We start from the raw sequence: 21,347 nt of genomic DNA, 5'->3' as shown, positions 1-21,347 counted from the left end.
ATTGTCTCGTCCTGAAAAAAGTTGACTAAAAAACAATAAAACCAGTCAGCGTTATGGATTCAAAAAAAACATCAGGTCCTGTACATGAGTACAGTGAGGCCTTCAAAAGACAAGTTGTCTCTGAATATGAACGGGGATTATATACAAAATCCCAATTGCAAACACGATACAATATCCGTGGTAATTCATGTATTCCGAAATGGTTAATAAAATATGGTAACTTTACTTATGAAAAACAAATAAGTAAAGGCAGGCCCATGAAAGACCCACAGAAACAAAAGATTAAAGAGCTTGAGGCAGCTTTATCAAAAAAGGAAGAAGAACTCAAGGTCTTTAGGAAATTTATAGAAATCGCTGAACGTGAATTAAAGATTGAAATTGTAAAAAAGTCTGGTTCCAATCAATCCAGGAAATAAAGGCACATACGAATCTTCCAGTAGAAGATATCTGCCGATTGTTTGGATACAGTAAACAAGCTTATTACAAAAGAAGGAGCCGGCCGAGTTTAAATAATAATCAAGAAAGAATTATAGAATTAGTAGTATCAATTCGCAAAAAGATGCCTAAAATAGGTACTCGGAAACTTTATTTCTTACTTAAAAATGATTTTAACAAAGAAAGCATTCAAATAGGAAGAGATGGATTGTTTAAGATTTTAAGATCAAATTATCTTTTAATTCCCAGAAGACACAGTTACTTTAAAACAACGAACTCCAGACATTGGATGAAGAAATATCCCAATATCATCAAAGAAAAAGAATTGAAATGTTCAGAGAAGGTTTGGGTAGCAGATATTACCTATCTGAAAACTAAAGAGAGGAATTATTATCTTCACCTGATTACTGATGCTTATTCAAAAAAAATTGTAGGATATGAATTGAGTGATAATTTACAGACCAGTTCTACATTGAAGGCATTAAAACAAGCCATAAGGAATCGGGTATATAAACATCCCTTAATTCATCATTCAGACAGAGGTTTACAGTATTGTAGTAAAGAATATACCGAAATGCTAAAGAAGAATGATATTCTTATCAGTATGACAGAGAACTCGGATCCTTATGAAAATGCTGTAGCAGAAAGAGTGAATGGCATTCTAAAATATGAATTTGGATTGATTGGTACTTTTGAAAATTTTAAAAATCTCTCTCGACAGCTTGATCAATCAATTTACTATTATAATAATTTGAGACCCCATTTTTCATTACATTATAATATTCCAAGCCAAGTACACATGAAAAATAATGTGAAATTAAAAACCTATAAAAAACAAAATCAGAATAGGAAAATCCCTACTCTGATTTAAGTATATTTAACTTATAAAACTAGTCAACCTTTTTCAGGACTAGTCATATTTTAATTTTATATAGGGATTCTGTTTATCATCCCCTATCCATAAAGTTGATCTTATATCAAACTTATAATCATCATTCTTTTTTATTTCCTTATTTTCTGAATTTAGAATAGGACTAAATTTGATTTTATTTACAAAAGTACTATCAGCATATATAGATTCTTTTGTTTTAAAATAGGATATATATTCTACTTCATTTTGATTTCTTGCTTTTGGTATAAGTTTTATTTTGTCTTTTCCTATGGCTAAAAAAAACTCATCATCTCCTGTTTTTTTATCATATTTAAAAGTAGTTTTAAGAGAAACATCAAATTTATCCTCCTTTTTAGAGTGGTCATATAATAATTCTTGTTTTATTATATGCGGGGATTTTTCAAAATTGCATCCAACAATGAACTGTGAAACAATAATTATAATGAAAAATCTTAAAAACTTAATCTCCATTTGCTTTATAAAATTTGATATTATCATTAACGTGTTTTTTAAATTCCGGGGTCGTATATTGGAAGAGTGGTCTGTTTTTCTGATTAGTATATATAGTAGAATGCTTTGCATTCGGCATACCTAAATGTCCTTTTGAACTTCCCTCGTGCCCTAAAACACTAATGAAATTATATTTATTATTCAAATCAGAATCTGCTATACGATTATTGTATACATCAAAGGTAACTTTGTTTCCGTCTGTGTGCATCATTGGAATGTTCCCATTCTCATTTTGCCCCCAAAAATTCCCACCATTAAATCCTAATTTGTTACCAGAAGCTGTTCCTCCTTCATATTTGACATTGTTAAATGCTCCAACGGAAAAGTTATCGTTATATAAATCATTTACATTAACTCCAGCGTCTTTTGCATAATGCTTCGCAATATTATTCAGTACAGAAAAATCTTTAGCATTATTAAAATTATAATCTTTTAATTGAACTTCTTTAACACCTTTCTCAATTCCATAACTAGTTCCAAACATACTATTCGACATACCTTGTATAATGTTTGAATTATCTTTAGTATATGGCACGTGAATTACTATGTTATTAGTTTTTCTATTATCGGTATATAAGAACTTGCCGTTTTGATCAAAATGGTCATCTGGTGGCATTGGCATTCTTCCGTCCGGGTCTACAAATTTCACGGGATTATCAAAGGCGTAAGCGTACGGCGACCAGCTTGGCATCTTCTCCGCTAACGGGTCAACACCATACCAAATACTTGCTCTCGGGTTATAATACCTTGCTCCGTAATAATACAATCCGGTTTCCTTATCCAGCTCTTTTGCATTGAACTTATATGGATTATTATATACTCCCGTTCGTTGCTCCAGCATCGTTTCCCCGAATGGTAAATTTAAGAAAATATTGAGTTGGTCCTATGTATGTAAATTGACAACTTCATTATTATCTCAAAGTTTCAAATAAGAATTTTTAAAGCGAAATACATTTATTAATTTCCGGATCTCTTATGAAATACAAAACCTCACATTTTGCGAGGTTTTGTAGTGTATTAAAGTAAACCGTTTGCTTTATCTCTAAACCAAAAATTTGATGGAATATAACTTATATAGTTATCCCTATCTATTTTTTTCAATTTTAATTGTTTTAAAAATTTTTAGAAATGTCTTTTTATTTTCTTCAGTTACATCATTGCTAATAATAGCAAATTTATTATTATATGTATCTACACTATCAAAATAAATACCTATTAAGCCTTTATTAAATCTCTTAGGGAGCATTACCCGTGCTACATTTTTATTTATAGTGTCAAAGTAATAATAATTATCATTGAAAATTCCATTTTTATAGTCAATATCCAAATATTTAGAGTAATAAATTTTAGCTCCTTTTGAAGTGACTATGTCATAAATTTCTTTTTCTTCAGTGATAGAATAATCTTCTGTAAATGGTTTATAGTAAGCTCCCAAATAAACTGAGCCGATATTTTTTTTGTGGAAAAATATATCATAAACACTCGTATCTACACTATTGCTTTTTTTTAATACAAAGTTTGATGGAACTTCAAAACTAACATTTCTAATACTCATTTTTTCATATATATTTTCTGCCTTCTGCTTTTGACAGGAATTAACTATAATTGTTAAAACTATTAGTATAATAAATTTATTCATTATTTCTATCGAGTATTTGCCTTATTAAAATTTTCAACAGCTTTTTTAAATTCTGATGATCTTCTAAAATTTGGATTACTTCCAGATGCAGAAGCTTTGTATACGTCTCCTTCATTGACATTTAAAGGAACCCAAGCAGCTTCCCCTTTCTGTTGTGCAGTTACATTAAAAAGACCATCATTATCCATAATAATATTTGAATTTTCATTAGGATATGGAATTCCAGCTTGCTTATATCCTTCTCCTAGTCCTAACATATGACCTATTTCATGAAATATACTATGTTTAAAATTTTCACCTTGATAATTAACAATTCCAATTTGTCTGAAGACTTCCCTGTTTTTGAACACTTCCCACCTTTGGCACACTCAAAAGTAGAGTTTTTGGTTAATAATTTATTGTTGTCGTTATAAAAATTTTGTTGAAATGTGGGGATTTTGTTTTAATTAATCTACCTAACATAAACCGTATTATTAAAAATAATTTTATTTATTTTATAATCTTTATCATAGTGATATTCCATTTTCAGAATTCTTTTGTAACTAATTGATTTATATAAAGTCATATAATCTCCATTTTTATTTTTTTTTATAATTAAGCTATCTCCTTTATATTTATTTCCTTTGTAACTTTCATAATTTTTTATTGAAGATAACAAAACTTGCTTACCAATGCTATCGCTTGAGAACGATTTATCACAACTATAAAACTCTTTATCTTTTTTCAAAAAATAAAATTCCGTATCACTGCTTCCATCTTTATAAAGACTCACAATAGATAATTGGGTTCCATTATTTGTCATTGTTACATTATAAGAATTATCTAAATCTTTTGAACTTTTTAAAACAGAACTATAATCCTTATCTGAACAAGAGAACAAGAGAAGAAAAGAAATAAAAAAATATAATAAATTAATTTCATGATTACTTCGCTTTAAGTTCGTTTGGCCATTGTGGTTTTAATCCTAAATCATTCATTATCCCATCATAAACTTTTGCTCCTCTTGGGTTTGTAGATTTCATGTGATCCCCTTCAAAATTTATATTTTGTTCTTGTTCCAGTTATTCAATATTACCCGAATTTAAAAGTTTTAAGTATCTCGCATGCATTGTTGCATGTTTTCCAAATTCATGAGCCATAACTTCTATAAGACCATCTGAGACTTTTTGGAGCAAGGTCTTACTCAGATGATATTATTTCAACTTTGAATTTAGCTTTTTCTAATAAGCTAACAACTTCTTGAAAAAAAAAATTATTTGTATTTTTAATTATTACATCTGAATTAGTAAATACTATCTTTATATTGATTTTGTTATTTTTTACAATATCAATTAAAAAATCTTCAAAAGAATCTAAATTACTTCCAAAATAGCCCCTCGTACCAATTAAATATTCTCCTAAATAATAATACAAATCTTCTTTATATCTAATAAATTCACCTTTTATATTTATTTCATTAATATTTTTCAGTTCAAATGATTGACAACTCCATAGATAGCATGCATCCAGATATGACCGTTTTATTTCTAAGTTATTAATACTGAACCAGTCAGTTTCAATACCTTGCTCCCACTTATAAAAAATATCAACAATATGTTGGTTATAACTATCACTTAAAGCACTTTTATTATTCAACATAACAACATTTAATATTATTTCCTCCTCATTATTATGTTCTTCAAGTAAATAGATGTAATCTGTTATAAATTTAGTTTCATATAAACAAAAAGAATGATTATTTCTGTTCTCAGTATAGATTTTTAACCGACCATTATTTTCAATTTGATCCAAAATATCTTGTCTAAAAACATTGTCAATTCTTAAAAGCAATTTATCTTCTATAATATTTTCATTTCTCTTTAAATTGATATAATTTATTCCAAAATACTTATCATTTAATTGTATTATCATTTACTTTCTTTTTTCTTTATTTCATGAATTTTCTTATAATCCTTACTCGTGCTATATCCGTATTTAATGCTACCGTCTTTATTTGTTCTCTTTAATATTCTATTATGTGATAATCCAGGTCCTTTAACCTCATACTCTACAGAACCAATCCACCCTTTTTGACTACCATATCCTTCTTCTCCGTTTCTATATTCACGTCCTTCAAATATTTTATCACTTCCATCAGGGTTTTTTCTTGTAGTTCCTCTTCCGGCTGCTACCTCAACGATTTCTTTATTTACCTCGCCATTATTTGTTGGAGCAAATTCAGATTCTTTCTTGGAGTGTAAAATTCTATTCGACCAATTAACAGCTTGCTTATATTTATCAATTAAAGGTATCCATACATCAGATGTAGAAACAGCAACTGCAGTAAACCCAATTACTGTTACTGCCTTAAGGTCATTTCCCAATTTATTAAAACCTTCCCTATATTCTTCTTGGGTATGAACAGGAAAAGGAAGATAAACACCCTGATGTTCGTACATAGGTATTGGAATTCCAATACCTCTATAACCTCCTCCCCGATGAGCTTTAGAAGCTGCCTGTTTACCATTAGGATCAATTAAATTAATTGGACTCTGATAGGTATAAATATACGGGTTAAGATTCCCCCAGAAGTATACTCCTCCATTATGTTGTCCATCTCCATAAAACTGAGTCTCCATTGCAGGGTTGTAAACTGCCAGCGGATCTACTCCATACCAGATACTCGCTCTCGGGTTATAATACCTTGCTCCGTAATAATACAATCCGGTTTCCTTATCCAGCTCTTTTGCATTGAACTTATACGGATTATTATATACTCCTGTTCGTTGCTCGAGCATCGTTTCTCCGAATGGTAAATTTAAGAAAAATTGCGTAGTCTGCGCACTGGAATTAGTTACAAATATTGCCGTTCCTAAATGGTCATTATGTAGATAGTATCATTTTAATAGTCTACAAAACATAATATTTCACCAAACCTCTACTCGTCTTCCGGACAATCGACTTCGGCCGGCCTGATCTTTTTTGCTGGTTGCCTTCTAGCAGTAAAGTAATGGTATCTCCATCTGAAATTTTGATTACTTTTCCGGTAGTCTGTGAGAATAGAAATACAGGGAAAAGTACGTACAGCATTAATCGTTTCATGGGGCAAATATAGGATTACTCGTGTTTGCTTAATGAAAAAACCTCGCGTTTTTGCGAGGTTTTTATAATGTTGAATTAAGTTATTTGTTTTTTCACCTCAACGGAGCGAGGGTTGGGACTTTGTGGTGCGGGAGTATCTAAAATTCTACTGTCATTTTTTTAGATCTAAAAAATGTTATTAAATGTTTTATATCATTAATAATATTTTCAGAATTTAATTTATTAAAATTTTTAAAAACAATAAAAGGTAGTTCTTGTGGTCCTTTTGTACATATCATTGAAATGCAATCCTCAAACTGATAGAAATTTGAACCACAGTACGCTCTTTCTCCAAATATTTCTTTTCCTAAATAATAGAATAAATCAATTTGTTCTTTTATCATAAGACAGTCAATTACTATTTCATAATTAATAAATTTAGAGGGTGTTTTTGACCAATAAAAACAAGCTGACACGTATGAATATTTAAAATCAGTATCTATTTCATTCCAATTTATTTCTTTATCATTTTGCCATAAATTATATGTATCAATGACGTCTTGTTCATAAAAAATATGTTTATCATGTGACATTATTGATTTAATCTCAATATCATCCCCATCATTAATATCTTTTGTAAATATATCAGAAAAAATCATGTACATATCAAACCAATTAATTTCACCTCGTTCTAGTTTTTGATTTTTATATGCTACATAAAAGTCATACTCTCCACTTAGTAAATCAATATCTTTATTAATTAATTTAATATTTTTAAAAATTATTTTTCGTAAAGAAGTTCTGGAATAAGGAACTAATTGAATATAATTACATTTGAAAAATTCCTTTTCATTAATTCTAAGTGATATTTCTAGTAAATCCATAATACTAATCTTTCTTTTTATATTCGTGTATTGTTCTATAATGATCAAAGGTATATCCTACATGTTCTTCCCATTTACCTGTTTTTTCATTTATACTTGCTTTGTATAATATTCTGTAATTATCTCCAGCACCAGACACATTAACTTTATATTCTAAAGCTCCATCAAATAATATTTGTGTTTGTGATGGATTAGTTGTTAGGGAAACATTATATGTCTTTTGAAAACCATTATCATCAAATCGTGGTTCAACATATCTCCCTGCTGATAAATCTTTAATACCTTTATTTAATTCTTTTGCTCCTGCTATTTGCATACCAGTAGATTTATCTTTCGGCAAGCTTACTGGCAAATATTCACATGGTGAACCATTATGAACTAAAACTTTATTTTTCCCTACAAAATAAGAATGATAATCTTCAACTTCAAAATTATGTACTTTAAAATTTCCATTTCTTATAAAATCTATTTTATCTATTCTCTTTGTGGTTCCATCATATAAAGTAACATAATCACCAACTTTGAGTTCGTCAACTTTGAGCCATTTTCCTCCAATAAAGAAAGGATGTTCATGTGTTGCTTCAATGACTTCATCTCCAATATATAATTTAAAAACTTGCGAAAAATCTAGTGTAATAGTACTAATTACTTTCTTAAGCTCTAGGTTTCCACTTGTCTCATCATAAGCCCAAACCAGATCTCCTTCTTTTACTTCTTCAATATTTTTATATCCTTTTTCAGCTAAAACCTGTGTCCCAGATGTAAAGCAACCACATGGTTTGTTAATACCTGGTATTGGAATTACATAAGGCCTTTGTAAATTAGTTACAAATTCTTGAAATTTTATTAACCCACCTAAAGGTGTTTTCTTTAAAATATCTTTTTGAGTTTCTTCGTCTAAGCTATTACCCCATCTATATATCTTTCTGCCAATTTTTGTTTCATGTAAGATATTTAATCCCTCTTCTAGTAATTGTGGAAGGGATTGTTTACCAAGAGATTGTTTACCATTAGGGTCTATATATTTTATTGGGTTTTGATAAGTGTATATATAAGGATTTAGATTACCCCAATAAAATACTCCTCCATTATGTTGTCCTTCACCGTAAAACTGAGTCTCCATTGCAGGGTTGTAAACTGCCAGCGGATCTACCCCATACCAGATACTCGCTCTCGGATTATAATATCTTGCTCCGTAATAATACAATCCGGTTTCCTTATCCAGTTCTTTTACATTGAACTTATATGGATTATTATATACTCCCGTTCTTTGCTCCAGCATCGTTTCCCAGAATGGTAAATTTAAGAAAAACCGAGTACTTTAACTGTTGAAAGATAAAATTACCAATGATAAAAGCTATTCTTAAAGCACAAAACCTTGCAAAATGCAAGCTTTTATTAGGATCAACTTTAAATCTTAATTTGGACTCTCTGTTTTATTTGTACCTCAAAGTCAGGAGACTTTGCCAGCGGATGGAAGGTTGTCTAGGTATTTTAGATAAGCAGTTTGAAAATTAATAACAAACCCCATCGCAAATTGCGGTGGGGTTTATGTTATAAAATTTTAATTTATTTGACAGCCATTATTCTAAAGGAATAAAAGCTTCACATTCTTTTGAGTATTTGACTATATAATAAGAATTAATTCCTTTAATACTATAAGTTAAAACAATATTGCTTTGATCAAATTTCATATTGTCATAATACCAAATTGTCACTTCATTTCGACTGGTATTAAATAATACATAGGCTTTGTTCTGTCTTGAATTAATTTTATTTAAAAAGATAAATTCCCCAACATGACAATCTCCATAATTTTCTACTTTCTTAAAATATTTATTAAACTTAAAATTACCCTCAATAAAATCATTTGGCAGAAAATTTAAAAAAGGTATTTCAACTAAAAATAGTTTATAATATTGAAAATCATTTAATTTATTCTTATTAATTGTATTGATACCGTAATAAACAATATTAGTATTTAAAAAATTAAAATTATCTTGTATTTTTTTATTTTTAAATTCAATACAATCAAAGGATACATTCCTTCTTGTCAGACTACTACCATCTATAATTATGCTAGGTAGATTTCCTAATAGTTTTGATTTTTCTTCTTTCTGCGGGGTTACTTTATGACAGTAAGATAATATTATTAAACAAAATAAATATAAAAAATTTTTCATATTAGTAATTTTTAGGCTGTGGTTTTTTTGCTGCATCTCTCATTATCAATACATTTCCATAATTTGAAGCTCCGCCACCATTATAGTTTTTACTTGCATTATCCCACTTCTTTCCACCTGTCCATCTTGTTTTTCCGCTACTTGTTGTAAGCCCCTTTTGATACATCAATCCAATACCTGCATTAACTGATTGCTCTGGAGTAGCTCCTCCTCCTTTTGTTAGTCCAAATTGCATTTTATGTCCTTTTCCCCAATCATTTGAATTTTCACCATAGTAAACATTTGCTTGCATAATATCAGATTTTGAATTATTTAGATCATTAGGATTTGCATCATATGTTCCCATCATAGATTCTTGCATAATTGTAGATTTGACTAAAGTTGGATCTAAATCTGGTACTGTAGATGGATCGTCAATACTTGAACCATTTGTATGCTTAGGTGTAATACCAGCATTTTTGTATTGATTAAAATATCCAGTTTCTGCCGCAATTAAATAATCATATTTTTGATAAATTGATCCAGTAGTATCACCACCTCCTTTTTCTTGTATTACATTGGGCATTGCTGCTTCTGTCCATCCTTTACCTCCATTTGCTGTCAAGCCACTCACTGCAACACTTCTTGTATTAATATCAATCATATAGGTCTTAAAAACCGTATTACTTTTAATTCTATGAATTTCTCGACCATTAAGCCCCATAAAAACAATATCATTCGGAACTTGCCCGTCAGGGTCGGTAAATCTGACAGGATTATCAAAAGTATATACATATGGACTCCAACTCGGCATTTTCTCTGCTAGCGGGTCAACACCATACCAAATACTTGCTCTTGGGTTATAATATCTTGCTCCATAATAATACAGCCCTGTTTCTCTGTCAAGCTCTTTGGCATTGAACTTATACGGATTATTATATACTCCTGTTCGTTGCTCCAGCATCGTTTCCCCGAATGGTAAATTTAAGAAAAATTGTGTACTCTGACCGCTGGAATTGGTAACAAATGTAGCAGTTCCCAAATGGTCAGTATGTAAATAATATAATCCTAACTGGCTTGCTGGTCCGTTTAAAGTATTCATCTCTGATACGGAAATGTCTCCTATTCCAGCTTTTTCAAGATATGTTTTAAAGTCAGCTGCAGGATCCGGCTCTTTCATTGTCGTTTCCTGACCAGGAGTTCTTACAAGGTTTAATGGAATGAAAACATTACTGCCATCCATAACTCTGCTTGCAAAACGTGTTGAACCTTCAAAATAATGTTTGGTATACTGTCCGTTTAAAGCCACCGTTACATATGGGTTAGGATACAACGTATAATCATTCAGACTTAAACTGCCCGGATCTACCAGTTCTCCGTTCTGATACAGTTGAGAGCTTCCGTGAAGATTATACTTAATGGTTCTTTCTCCTTTATCATCATACGCATAATACTGATATACACCAGAGTCATCACTGTAAAAAGCCTTCATACGATCCTGTTCATCCCAGAACATCTGCTTCGCACCAAATTCATCGGCATGCTTGATCGTATTACCATTATCATCATAACTGAAAAACTGTTGCGCTCCACTGATATTACCATCAATGATCGCCTCTACCTTATGGGTATCCGGTATATACTTATAATTGTTAGAATACGTATTTAATGGCTCCGGCTGCTGATTAATTTGATGAACCTGCTCTTTCAGCACCATTCCCCCACTTTCGTTATATCTTATTCTCTTCAGATCGAAATGCGAGTTACTTTGTGAATAAGGAGAATTATTCGGCGTTGTAGGAGTTCCTCCTTTATCGTTAAGTCCCATATCACTTTCTGTACCAATCAATCTGTTTAAGGTATCATATCCATATTTGAAAGCATAGGTACCTCCCATCTGATTTTGAGTTACCCCTACATCATTACCAAGACGGACAATATTTCCTCTCTTATCATAATCATATCTGTTGGATAAGAATTGATTTGTCGTACTCCAAAGACCAAAATAGCTTAACCTTCTGTTGGTATCTAAATATGAATAAGTGGTTTTGGTTCCGTTTCCATAATCTGTACCTGTTCTCTGCTCATAATGATCATACCTGATGTTCTGAATATAATTGTAACTACCATTGGTTACAGTCTTTAAATTTCCTCCAAGATCATAGCTGTAGGAAAGTTGTTCTCCATCAGGATACGTCAGTTTTTTTAGACGATTCCAGCTGTCATACACATAATCTGTTTTGAATTCCATGGTTGGAATATTATATCCGAATATTCTACGTGTTTCCGATATTACTTCACCTAGTTTTCCATAATTATAGGTAGTATATCCTGTACCATCTGTTTTTGTAATGATCCTTCCTGAGTTATTTCCTGAATTGGCAGGCATATAATCATAATGAACGTTATTAGGATTTACTGTACCGGTTGGAAGATTAGGAAGTTCAATATCAGTAAGCCTGTTCTTATCATATCTATAATGAATCTGATGCGTCTGTATAGTAGGATCATTCGCAAGGTTTGCCGTCCCAAACTTAATTAAATGACCCGCAGAATCATATACATAAGTAGTGAGTCCTTTATCAGGATGCATCATTTCTGTCCTTCTTCCTGCAAGGTTATATTGATAGGTAGTTTTAATCCCCTGCGGATCAATCACTTTTAAGAGCTCACCTACCGTATTATATTCAAACTTTGTAGACAACGGATCACTATCTAGATAATTTACTTTCTCAACAACTTGCCCTTCTGCATTGGTAAAGGTTTCTGTTTTTGTAACATCAAGTTCTTCTGTGGTTTTAAAAAGATTACCTTCTATTTCGTAGCGAATTGATTTTTCAACCCCATCTTCGTATTTTACATTGGTAATTCTATCTGAAACATCATAAGTATTTGCCAGCATATATTGGCTGAGATTCAGATTCAAATTATTATCCTGAAGATCACCTTCCTGAGGTTGGTACTGATAAACCTGTCTTCCCAATACGTCAAATACCGGCCTTCCTGAAATGGATCTACGTTCGGTTCCGTTAATATCAACATCTTTCTTCACCTGTATCACCCTTCCCATAAAATCTGAATAGGAGTCTGTATTGATCAGATTAGTCGGATGATCAGCATCATAATGTGAGGTTGTGGCACGGAATATTTTAATAGTCTGGTTGGAATTTGGAATACCGTAGTGATCAAAATAATAAGAATGTGTTAAAGTAGAGTTTCCGGCAAGGCTATAAGGATCATTTACGGCAACCATTCTTCCAAAATCATCATATGCATAGTAAATTACATTACCTGTAATATCTGTACTCTTTGTCAAAACATCGAAATACGGGTTATATTCCCCAAAAGAAATATACCCAAAAGCATCGGTCGCTCTCGCTACATATTTACCTGTCTCACCATCATACTCATAAGATATTGAGTATCTGTTTGAAGTTTCATCAGGAGGATAAGTTACTGTTTTCACATTTCCTGATGTTTCATAAGTATAATCTGTTTCAATATTTTGAGAACCGTCAAATACAATATATTTTCCTATATCCCCGGTATTTGCATTAACGTTTTGTGTACTTCTCTGTCTTAAAAGTGTAGAACCTGTTCCGTCATATACATTAATTTGCTTTGGTACCCCTATAATATTATTATTTAACTGTCCCCAGTACTGTATGGCTGATTTATACGAATTGGTAGGGCTGGTATAGGTATAATTTGAAACCAATCCGGTATTATAATCATACTCCATTTTTTCCGTAGTTTCAACCTCTCCGCCATTTTCATATCTCGTATTGACTTTTTTATCCAATAGGACAACTGCCATTTTCCTACCTTCTGTTCCTCCCGTATCAAAACCTTCCGGTAAATAATTTGCATCAATTTTAGTTACATTATCTTTAAATCTATACACATGATAGTTATAGTTAACTTTAGAAATTAACTCATCATTTCCTGAAAGGATTTTACTTTCTTTAATTAATCCGTTTAAGAAATAGCTTGTATTATAATATGTATCTACTGTTTTACGGTATGTACTTCCGGCAGCACTTAATTGCTCGCTGGTTACTTTTTCAAATCCAAAGTTGTCTCTTTCTCTTCTGTCATATTTAGATTTTTCAAATGTATATTTCGTTACAATATCTTTCGTTGCATCCGACTGAGTATAGTTGGTACTGAATACATCAGGATTCAGTATTCTCACTTCATCTACCACCAGTTTAGCATGAGGGTCCTTATAATTAGGCTGTGTAAACTTATAATTCACAGTATACTGCCCCTTTGTAATAGCATGGGTAACTGTTTTAAGTTTGTTCGTTTGTCCGATTAAAGAATAGTTAACAATGAAACCATCATTAGTATCTACTACCAGATCAGGGAATCCATCCCCGTTCATATCTCTGAAAGCTTTTTTAGTTTCGGAAACATTGATCCCTAAATTTGCAGTAGCTCCTGCCCCTGCTTTTATGAAAATAACCAGAATTGCAGGTGGAATAATTGGAATAGGCCCAAAATTCAGCATCATATTTCCACCAAAAGACACATATCCGTTGTAAGATCCCGTTTCTTCTGTAAAGTCGACCTTTCCAGCTGCTTTAAGTAATGGAACTGCTGTATCAAATTTATTCCCCAGGTTATAACGAACTTTTGCTGATTTATTATTGTTATCTACCTCCACAATATCAATAAGTCCATCTCCATTAATATCTTCATATACGACTTCTGCTGTTCCTTTAGAACCAGATCCTCCTGCACTTGCACTTATTCCAAAACCAAAATTACTCAAAGCACTCAGATTAGCAAAAGATCCAAGGCCCCCTCCTATAGAAAAATTAAGGCCTCCTATTGGATGAGAACGATAAGAAATCATATTCTGATAAGACGTGGGTTCTGATAAACTTTTCCCAAGATTAAACATTATCGTATTATAATCGATAATTCTATCTGGTAATCCATCACCGTTAACATCTGTCCAAAATGCTCTTCCGGAATCATATGAATTAAAATAATCACTGGCCCCAGCCCCCGCAGTTACCCCTACAGACCAAGGCATTGAATTATTACTTTTTGAAGATGTACCGGTGGGTCCATTTGCTTTATCTCTTCCACTGGCTGAAAAGACATTAAAGGAAAATCCTAAGGAATTTACTTTTAAATAACTGTATGTATTTGTTGGAAAATCACCAGTAGCAACGAGTTTTATATCGTCCAAACTTCCTACAGAATTTGTATATTGTATAGATTCAGGATACACCATATCAGGATATCCGTCTCCATTCATATCAGAAAATGTCTGGGTTTCAATACTACCATCTTTAAGGGGTAGAGTTTCGGAATTCCCTGCACTTACAGTTCCCACACTTAGTCCATTGGTTGTATTCTTCGACCTGCTGCTTTGTTTCTTACTGATTGCTTTCATCGTTGTATCTAATGACAGCACTCCGTTCACAAGAGAGGTAGGTGAAATTGCAGGAGGATTTGGAACAGGGTTTGAAAAATAACTTATTTCTTCATGATCTCTAAAAGAAGTAGCCATTGAAAACTGTTCTGTACTAGTTCCTATCCAACTGTCTACTCTTTTCATCGGCAGAGGACGATTTTGAATTATCCATACAGAATAGGGTTTCATTGGGGAAACATATTGCGATACAGTATTGTTCCCTGAAGTCGGATTGCCATTTGAGGCCACACAATCTATAAAAGCCTGACCACTTAACCCCTGGCAAGTCGTGTTACCATTGGATGCCACACAATCTGTCAATGCCTGACCGGTTAATCCCTGACAAGATGGATAGGTATTCTGCAGTGCTACATTGCCAGTGAATGCTTCAGCTTCAATAGGGGTTCCATAGCTATACTCCACATCATTGTTCGGTTTATATAAGAACTGTCCCCAGTTATTATAAATAGCCGATTTTGTATTATACATTGCCGTATTCACAGACGTAGGCCATACCTTGGTTAATAAGATAGAAGTATCATAATATATATTAAAAGGTTTTCCCTGGAAATATTCTGAGTATTTATCAAATAATGCATATTCTGCTCCCGTCTGGCAATACACCTGCACATTGAACCCCAAATCAAGTGAAGGCTGTGTTAAATCACCTGAATAAATTATAATAGGATCGATCCCCGGAATTGCCTGACCTGTTAGCATATTTTCTTCTACCACAGTGGGAGCAATCCCTTGTGCAGCAGTAATAGTTACTTTTCTCTTAGCAATAACCTGTCCAAGTTTTTTAACTATATAGTAAAAACTTCCTGTTCCCAACGTAGAAGCATTGGCAATATCTTTATTAATCTGTACTCCAAAATCATGAAACCCACTCAATACAGGGTTAGTTTGCATCCCGCTAATACCAAGCCTTTCCTTGAGTTTAGTCACTGCAAATGAGGGATATTGAGCAGATGGAGAAAATTTCAAATTGACAGATGGGGAAGTTGCTTTATAGTTAACTGTAATTGCACTATTCCAGTTGTTACCTAAAAATCCTGTATTAGTATCTGACTCTACAATAAATTTCAAATAAACAGGTTCACCTGCATTTATTGTTATTGTATCTGTATAATCCTGAGTATCAAAAGAGGTGGTACTCTGATTATAACTTTGCGAATGAAGCACCGTTACAGCCCCAGTAACAGTATTTTCCTTGATTACTTTAAAAGTAAAACTATCTGATGAAGAAGGAAAATTAATACTATTAACTCTAATCTGTGCAGTTCCTGCTGCATCCAGATATATTGGTGCTATAAGATTATTCATAAACAAATTGATTCCATAACTTCCGTTATTCAATTTAAATTGATCTTGTTCAAGGTTTCGTCCTCTCAAAGCCAGCCCAGTGGCAGGATCAATATAGGTAACAGTAGGATTGGAATCTATCTGCAGATTTGTGTCCGCATTTTTATGAAGCCTTATATACACTTTATCCCCACTTTTCACAAATAATCTATTCGAATTATTGATTGCACCGTGGATATTATACAGTGTATTTCCTGCCGGCACATTAATAATCTGAGAATAATAATCATTATATCGGGAAATTGTTACAGATTGAGACAGATTATTAGGATTAAGCTGAGTAAGAAAAACTCTCGCATTATAAAAATTATTTGGCAGGGTACCTCCTGGCACATAATCCGGATTGGCAATCTCTATAGAATAATATGCCTTATCCGTAGGATTTAAAGGATTTACCGGGCTAGGGTTTAAAGGGTCAATACCACTTATACTCACATTATCATTGATAGTAATATAACCGTCTTGAGAAGCTATCCACACTTTTACTACATCTGCAATAGGAGTTGGAGGATAATCAGGCTCTACAATCGGCGGAACTTTAGGTCCCGGAGGTGGTATAAGAGGAGGAGCTATCGGCTTTACCTTAACTACCATATTCTCCGTATACTCTGAGTGCTGAGTCATTTCAGGCTGTCCTGACGAATTATATTTATTGAACCAAACCTTTCCATCACTTACAATATCAACCAATCCATCAGAATTGGCATCAATAAGATAAGTAGAGGTAATTCCTTTTGAAGTAGAAGTAATAGAAGACTTGCTGTATACAATGGCTCCCATATCCCATCCGGAATTATTGGTTTTAGTTTCAGTAAAAGAAAAATTACTATTATAATTTAAAATCGGTTTAGGAGATAAGAAAGACAGCCTACCGTATATATCTAATTTTCCTTCACTATAAGTAAGCCCGGAAGATGTTCTGTAGATCATATCCTGTATTCCATCTCCATTAAAATCAATAAGCTGCTGCACGTTTTTGGCCTCAGCCGTAGAATATCCGAAAGGGAAACCAAACATAAGGTGACCGTAGGCATCATTTGAAGAATAGAAAAAATTCAATCCTGCTGCTGCTCTAAAATTCAGGCCGCTTTCTGTAGAAATATTTCCATTAATTTTTGATGGTTTCAAAAGATCTCCAATGATGCTAGGATATGGATTTTCATAATTTACCTGTAACTGAGTATCAGCTCCAAATATCTGATTATTTTCTACTTCATTATAATATTCAAAATTATAATCATCCACAATAGGAAGCGGATGAGGATCTTTAATATTATATCCCTGAATATATAATCTTCTCAATCTGGTTTTTGAAAACTGACCATCTTCATACTCTGCTCTGTAACTGCGTATTTTTTGAGTTTTATAACTGACATCAACACTTTTTAGAAGATAGGGTTCTACCCTTTTGACTCCCTGTTTGGCATTGATATTAATATCCTTTCTGGTTAGGGTATTTTCAGTAACAAAACTGACACTATAATCCTGACCTTTTCCATAGGTTATCTTTTGAATATGGAAATAAGTTCCTCCATTAGCATTATTACCGGTACCAATGTTTACGTTTGTATTATTCTGGTAGGTAAACATCATTTTATTTTCATGGGTATCTTCTACCATCCTCAATCCCCAATGAACAATCTGGCCTTCTGCATTTTTTATAACCGAATTATCACTTCCACCATAATAGCTTTTCGTACCGTTTGTAGAAGTCACCTTCCATGAATAATTAGCAGGACCGTCTCCTTCCCTTTCTATAAGAGTAAAATCGTGATTCTTTCTAAGATAGAACTGCTTTTTTCCTGCCGGATTTCTTGGTTGTCTTGCTGTTGTGATATCTGTAGATGCTTCACTTACATTATTATGCCTGTGTGGAAGATAACCTCCGGGATACACCAGCATTTCTCCATCTAATGTATAAAGCTCGGTTTCTTCACTTCCAAACATAGGAGTGCCCCATCTGGTGTCCACTGTAATGGCTGACAATCCCTGAAGGTCCCATCCTTCACCCATCCATCCGTTTCCGGCGCCACTATTGTATCCAATAGCCAAAGAAGGCTGTACTCCTCCCAAACCTGCAGGCACTCTAATGGGATAGTTCATATTAGCATCACCTTTCTGGTTTGCTGTAGGGGCATTCATCAGCTGCATTCCAGCCATAGGATCGGCAGCCTTTAATCCGCTGATACTGGTTGGTGAAAAAGCTGTTGTCTGAGGAGACTCCGGAGCGGAAATAATTCCGTTGATATAATCGTGATCTCCTTTCCCTTCTACAGTTACTGTTTTATTTTTCTCGTCAACTACCGATTGATCTGCTACCCATTGCTTTTTAGCATAATCAAAATGGAAGATCTTAATATCTTTAGGAGAAAACATTCCCAATCTTTTAACATCATAAGGAATGCTAATTTTTGCATTTTTCTCCAGCTTTCCCGACAGTACGGAAAATCTATAACCAGAATTGTTCAGAGTCACATTTTTAAGCCCCTGAGATACCGCAGGAAGATCTTTCTCTCTTAGTTTTAGAACTTCTATATAAGCTGATTCAGATGTTTCTTTCTCAATAGAAACATTCATATTTTCGTAGCTTATACTAAATTCTTTATCTTTTGTAACTTCAATTCCTTTTGGTTTTGCATAGTAATTATCAACGATTTTAAAAGCTTTTGTAGAAACCGGGATTTTATAGGTGTTAACAATCCCTCCTGCAGTAATGGAAAATGCACCATCCGCTTTATTTTTCTCTGAAAGTCTGATTACTTTTTCAAACTCTCCTTTTTTTACAGCAATCACTTCATTATTAATCACTATATCTGATAAAGATCCGGTGTTTCCTTTCACATATAACTGATCACCCGAAAGCATAGAACTTACTATCGGCCTATCATTTGATTTTTTATCTTTTTCAAAAACCAGGCGTAAATTTTTTACTTTATATTTTACTCCAAAAGCAGGTGAAGTGAATAATATAGAATTAGAACCAGCCTTGATAAGCTCCGAATTAACAGCTTCTTTCTGATGACTCCATTTGGCACTAGGAACAATAATCCCTCCTCCCATTGCAATATTATGATTAACAGATCTGGATACAGATTCATGGGAAGCCAACCCAAATAAATCATATTCCAGATAAGCAATTGTGTTTTCTTCAACAGATGGAATATCAATGGTGAAAAAGTTATCAGAAACCTCATCTTCTTCCTGATCCGTGAAGGTACCAATGGTTCCTTCTTTCTCTTTGGATGAATAAAAATTATTATTATCAATAACTTCATTTTTAAACTCAGAAAGTCTGGTATTTTTCTTTGCCAAATCTAAAAATAAAGGATGATCACCTCCCAAAAGCTTCTTTTGAGGTGATGTTTCTGATTGTATTAATTGATTGAAAGAATTTTCTTTTGCATTACTGTCAGGTAAATCAACTTTTGTATCGGTCAATTTACTCATCAGTTCTTTCTTAAATCTCCGTACCTTCTGCCTGTCTTCTTTGGTAAAGCTTGCAAAAACAAACATACACACAAAGAAAGACATCAACAGAAACGATTTCTTGGTAACAGGAAATTGATCCGTATTTATTTTCATGGTAAAGTTTTAATCAACGATTAATTTGAAAGTTTTTATAATTTTTTTGTTTTGGGTAAGATTGATGATATAAGCACTTTGTACATCAAGTTGCCCGGTATAGTGGTTGGATTTCCTGTCTATATTATCCAGCTTTACAAGTCTTCCTGTGCCATCATAAATGGAAATCTCAAGCCCGTCCATTGACGGAAAAGTAACCGTAAAGATCTGTCCTTTTTTAACCGGGTTTGGATAAAGATTAATTTTAGTCAGTTCCAAAGATAATTCACTGCTATTGATTGATGATCCGGGTCCAGAATTCTGAATAGGATTTGTACTTTCTCTTTTTTGATCTTTTAATGGACTTACGGCAAAAGTAAAATGGGCCGTATCTCCGCTATCAAAATCATTCAGGAAATCAACTTTATTGAAGAATATATAATATTCATTTTCAACCCCCTGAATTTTCTGTATACTTCCATCAGGTTTTTTCAGAAGCATCCAATAAGCAGTAGGTAAAGATCTCGGATTTACCGTTTCTTTTAAAATCCTGACACTATAATCCGTTTTAGAAACTTTATTGCCAATAAAACTGATCTCCCAGTTTTTTTGCAGAACATCAAGACTTCCGTCATTTTTCAAAGCCAAATCCTTGTTATCATCTGACCAGATTACAAACTGATTGTTATCAAAAATCGCCTGATTTTCCACATTGGTTCTTTCAATGGAGTTTTTCCCGATAGTTAAAAAAAGATCTGCCTGATTGGATGATTGTTTCTGATAAAGTTCATTACCATTATCTCTGCCCAATCCTGTAGGCTTATATTTATATTCTTTATGTTGTTCAGGATCCCAGATTATTTTCCCGTCACTACTGTAATACTTCCCTTTTTCAAGAGAGATTCCGTATTTAATAGAAAGATAGGAATGAATTTTATTTAAATCTAAGGACCTGGCTTTTCTTGGCAGAAATACCATCTCATAGAGATTCTGATCCTCAAATTTAATTTTCAGACTGTCCGATTTTTCATGGTCAGAATCAGCCGTTGCCAGATATGAAAAAATACTTGGCTTTTTTCTAATTTCCACATTTTTTTTCCCTCCAGTCTTATAACTGTTATTTCCTAAAGATATTTTTTCATCTGTATTTTCCCAGATTAATTCATCTTCCTTGGAGCGATGAACAGCCGTAAGGGTATGACTTTTATTTTTACTGTATTTTATATATTTTTTGAACAGCTTATCCTTAATACTGCAATGGAAATTAAGCAGATTTTCATCTTTGCATTTTGAAGCTTCACGAAGCGTCGGATTTGCTTTTTCCCATAGCTGGACATCTGATCCCACTAATTGAGAATAAAAAGAGACAGAACACGATAAAGCAGTTATCGTAAACATCTTAGAATAA

At 32.9% G+C, this 21,347-nt stretch carries 14 protein-coding genes; 1 reads left to right on the top strand and 13 read right to left on the bottom strand.

Annotation, left to right across the window (positions count from 1 at the left end):
• The first annotated feature begins 53 nt into the window (after positions 1-53).
• Positions 54-1,306 (top strand): IS3 family transposase gene (locus LF887_RS05300; RefSeq protein WP_236855320.1). Its coding sequence is split into 2 segments (ribosomal slippage): positions 54-381 and positions 381-1,306, totalling 1,254 coding nucleotides; the frame shifts between segments, so codons are not numbered across the junction.
• A 39-nt stretch (positions 1,307-1,345) separates the two neighbouring features.
• On the opposite strand, the gene LF887_RS05295 is transcribed toward LF887_RS05300, so the two are convergent.
• The 13 genes from LF887_RS05295 to LF887_RS05235 all read right to left on the bottom strand — a co-directional run bounded on the left by LF887_RS05295 (position 1,346) and on the right by LF887_RS05235 (position 21,337).
• Positions 1,346-1,798: a hypothetical protein gene (locus LF887_RS05295; RefSeq protein WP_236857752.1), complete on the bottom strand. Its 453-nt coding sequence runs from the start codon at positions 1,796-1,798 to the stop codon at positions 1,346-1,348.
• Positions 1,788-2,708 carry an RHS repeat-associated core domain-containing protein gene (locus LF887_RS05290; protein ID WP_262912538.1) on the bottom strand — a complete coding sequence of 307 codons (921 nt, stop codon included), beginning with the start codon at positions 2,706-2,708 and terminating at the stop codon, positions 1,788-1,790. Before LF887_RS05290 ends, LF887_RS05295 begins: the two co-directional genes overlap by 11 nt.
• Positions 2,709-2,921: 213 nt before the next feature.
• Positions 2,922-3,476: a hypothetical protein gene (locus tag LF887_RS05285; protein ID WP_236857750.1), complete on the bottom strand. Its 555-nt coding sequence runs from the start codon at positions 3,474-3,476 to the stop codon at positions 2,922-2,924.
• Positions 3,477-3,481: 5 nt separating this feature from the next.
• A complete protein-coding gene (locus LF887_RS05280) occupies positions 3,482-3,733 on the bottom strand; it encodes a hypothetical protein (protein ID WP_236857749.1) in 252 nt (83 codons plus the stop codon).
• Positions 3,734-3,927: 194 nt separating this feature from the next.
• On the bottom strand, positions 3,928-4,278 hold the full coding sequence (locus LF887_RS05275) for a hypothetical protein (protein WP_236857748.1): 351 nt from the start codon (positions 4,276-4,278) through the stop codon (positions 3,928-3,930).
• 377 nt (positions 4,279-4,655) lie between these two features.
• Positions 4,656-5,387 carry a barstar family protein gene (locus tag LF887_RS05270; protein ID WP_236857747.1) on the bottom strand — a complete coding sequence of 244 codons (732 nt, stop codon included), beginning with the start codon at positions 5,385-5,387 and terminating at the stop codon, positions 4,656-4,658.
• Positions 5,384-6,253 (bottom strand): RHS repeat-associated core domain-containing protein, encoded by an 870-nt coding sequence (locus LF887_RS05265; RefSeq protein WP_236857746.1) that lies wholly within the window; start codon positions 6,251-6,253, stop codon positions 5,384-5,386. Before LF887_RS05265 ends, LF887_RS05270 begins: the two co-directional genes overlap by 4 nt.
• Positions 6,254-6,365: 112 nt before the next feature.
• Positions 6,366-6,557 (bottom strand): hypothetical protein, encoded by a 192-nt coding sequence (locus LF887_RS05260; protein ID WP_236857745.1) that lies wholly within the window; start codon positions 6,555-6,557, stop codon positions 6,366-6,368.
• A 137-nt stretch (positions 6,558-6,694) separates the two neighbouring features.
• Entirely contained in the window at positions 6,695-7,420 is a 726-nt protein-coding gene (locus tag LF887_RS05255) for a hypothetical protein (RefSeq protein WP_236857744.1), read from the bottom strand.
• Between the two features lie 4 nt (positions 7,421-7,424).
• Positions 7,425-8,702 carry a polymorphic toxin-type HINT domain-containing protein gene (locus tag LF887_RS05250; RefSeq protein ID WP_236857743.1) on the bottom strand — a complete coding sequence of 426 codons (1,278 nt, stop codon included), beginning with the start codon at positions 8,700-8,702 and terminating at the stop codon, positions 7,425-7,427.
• A 301-nt stretch (positions 8,703-9,003) separates the two neighbouring features.
• A complete protein-coding gene (locus LF887_RS05245) occupies positions 9,004-9,603 on the bottom strand; it encodes a hypothetical protein (RefSeq protein ID WP_236857742.1) in 600 nt (199 codons plus the stop codon).
• Position 9,604: 1 nt separating this feature from the next.
• Complete coding sequence (locus tag LF887_RS05240) at positions 9,605-19,960, bottom strand: SpvB/TcaC N-terminal domain-containing protein (protein ID WP_236857741.1); 10,356 nt, start codon at positions 19,958-19,960, stop codon at positions 9,605-9,607.
• Between the two features lie 9 nt (positions 19,961-19,969).
• Positions 19,970-21,337: a T9SS type A sorting domain-containing protein gene (locus tag LF887_RS05235; RefSeq protein WP_236857740.1), complete on the bottom strand. Its 1,368-nt coding sequence runs from the start codon at positions 21,335-21,337 to the stop codon at positions 19,970-19,972.
• Positions 21,338-21,347 lie beyond the last annotated feature (10 nt).

Source organism: Chryseobacterium sp. MEBOG06 (assembly GCF_021869765.1).
Classification (GTDB): Bacteria; Bacteroidota; Bacteroidia; order Flavobacteriales; family Weeksellaceae; genus Chryseobacterium.
Note: the sequence above shows the minus strand (reverse complement) of the source record. Positions and strands in the feature narration are given on the sequence as shown.